Annotated in this window: 1 protein-coding gene; it reads right to left on the bottom strand. The window is 37.2% G+C overall.

Annotated features, from left to right (window positions below; genetic code table 11):
* Nucleotides 1–77: 77 nt before the first annotated feature.
* On the bottom strand, nucleotides 78–1,322 hold the full coding sequence (gene ltrA / locus LGK97_RS19520) for a group II intron reverse transcriptase/maturase (protein ID WP_226261980.1): 1,245 nt from the start codon (nucleotides 1,320–1,322) through the stop codon (nucleotides 78–80).
* Between the last annotated feature and the right edge of the window lie 554 nt (nucleotides 1,323–1,876).

Raw genomic sequence — 1,876 nt, 5'->3', positions numbered from 1 at the left:
AGTAAGTAAACCAAGGGAACTTCCCCCTTAGTTTCTCTCAGAACCGTACGTGAACCTCTCAGCTCATACGGCTCCCATCATTCAGCTGTTGGCAATATTCCCATTTTCCAGTGTGCAAACAAATTTCTATCTCTTTTTGCAATACTTCCTAACCAATATTCTGCTCTTCGTCTGTGTTTTCTTTTCTTATACTTTCTTCGAACCCATTTTACTAAAGCATTATTGATATATCTTAATACTGCATACATTTCTGTTTTATAGAAATGTGTATAATAGTTAATCCACCCCTGTATCTTTTTGTTAAACATACTTGATATATCCCACAAGTCTTTATCTACCTTCAACTGTACTCTCCAACTTCTAACTTCTTTTCGAATTGATTTCTTCGCCTTATCTGCTATCGCTGGTAAGAAACTTGTAAAATACTTTCCGTATTTACTCTTAGCACCTCTAGGTTTAAATGTATACCCTAGAAAATCAAATGATATATCTGGGTAATCTCCCTTTCTATCATCATCTTTACAGTATACAATTCTTGTTTTCTCAAGGTTCAGTTGCAATCCATATTCTTCGAATCTTTCTTTCAGTCGCCTTTGTAGATATTTAGCTTGTTTTAGAGATACACAATGTGTTATTCCATCATCTGCATATCTTGCCCACGGAATTGTTCTGAATTCTTTTGTCATAAATTCATCAAACACATAATGAAGAAATAGATTCGCAAGTACTGGACTTATGACACCCCCTTGTGGAGTGCCAGAGTTTCTTGGCACTAGTTCTCCATTCTCCATTTGAAATGGTGCAGTTAACCACCTTTGAATATATAGAATAATCCATTCTTCATTAGTGTGCTTCTTTACCATTTTAATTAAAATTTCATGTTTGATATTATCAAATAATCCCTTTATATCAAATTCAAGAACCCAATCTTTTCTCCAACACCTTTTTCTTGTAACATCAAGTGCTTGTATTGCAGATTTATTAGGTCTATATCCGTAGGAATCCTCATAAAACATGGGCTCCACTTCTGGTTCAAAATATAGTTTAACTACCATCTGTGCAATTCTATCTTCGACAGTTGGTATTCCTAGTAATCTAGTTCCTCCACTTTTCTTTGGAATTGCAACTGCTTTTACAGGTTTGGGAAAGTAACTTCCAGACGACATCCGATTCCAGATTTTATATAGATTGTTTTTCAACTTCTTTTCAAAATCTTGGATTGACTGCTCATCAACTCCATATGTTCCCTTGTTTGCTTTAACTTTCTCATAAGCTGTAACTACAGCTCTTTTAGAAATATTAAACGGCTTTGTTTCCATCATAAGCTCCTCCTCCTTTCAAAGTTGACTTACTTCTGAAACTGAATAACTCGAAGTCCTTCGCTCCATTTCCATTACAGAAATTTCTTCACTACTACGACTCAATCTGCCCCTATGCTTGCCTCGATACTCTTTTCTCACAGTTCTTCTGCTTGAAATACTCTCTTAACATCAAGCCGTAGGTTCCCACGTTCCATACAAATGCCTGTACTAAGTTCATGCCACCTTTATGCCGTTCACCGCCTAGACAGTAAACAGGTTTCCTCTAGACTTATCCCAGATTAACGACTACCCTCTGGTTTTGATGAAATCTCTACGCTTTCGACATTTTCGTAAGTGGTTCACATGCTCGTTCATCTCTTTAGTACACACTTGACAGATTAACTCTGCCTTTTCCTTAACGCTCAATACCATAACTTTTGATTACAGCACCTTAAGGTAGTTTGAAATCTCCACCTGCATGGCGATTTCGGAGGGCCTTCCTCCATCATCTGTATAGCACAGCTATATTAAGCCACTCTTACGAGTTGCTTACCACGCTTTCGTGGCGCACAGTC

The organism is Clostridium sp. CS001 (assembly GCF_020443565.1).
In the GTDB taxonomy this organism is placed as follows: Bacteria; Bacillota; Clostridia; order Clostridiales; family Clostridiaceae; genus Clostridium_AD.
Note: the sequence above shows the minus strand (reverse complement) of the source record. Positions and strands in the feature narration are given on the sequence as shown.

What these genes read in the sequence shown, in the direction of transcription:
- ltrA (WP_226261980.1), bottom strand. Translation starts at nt 1,322, where the DNA reads ATGATGGAAACAAAGCCGTTTAATATTTCTAAAAGAGCTGTAGTTACA.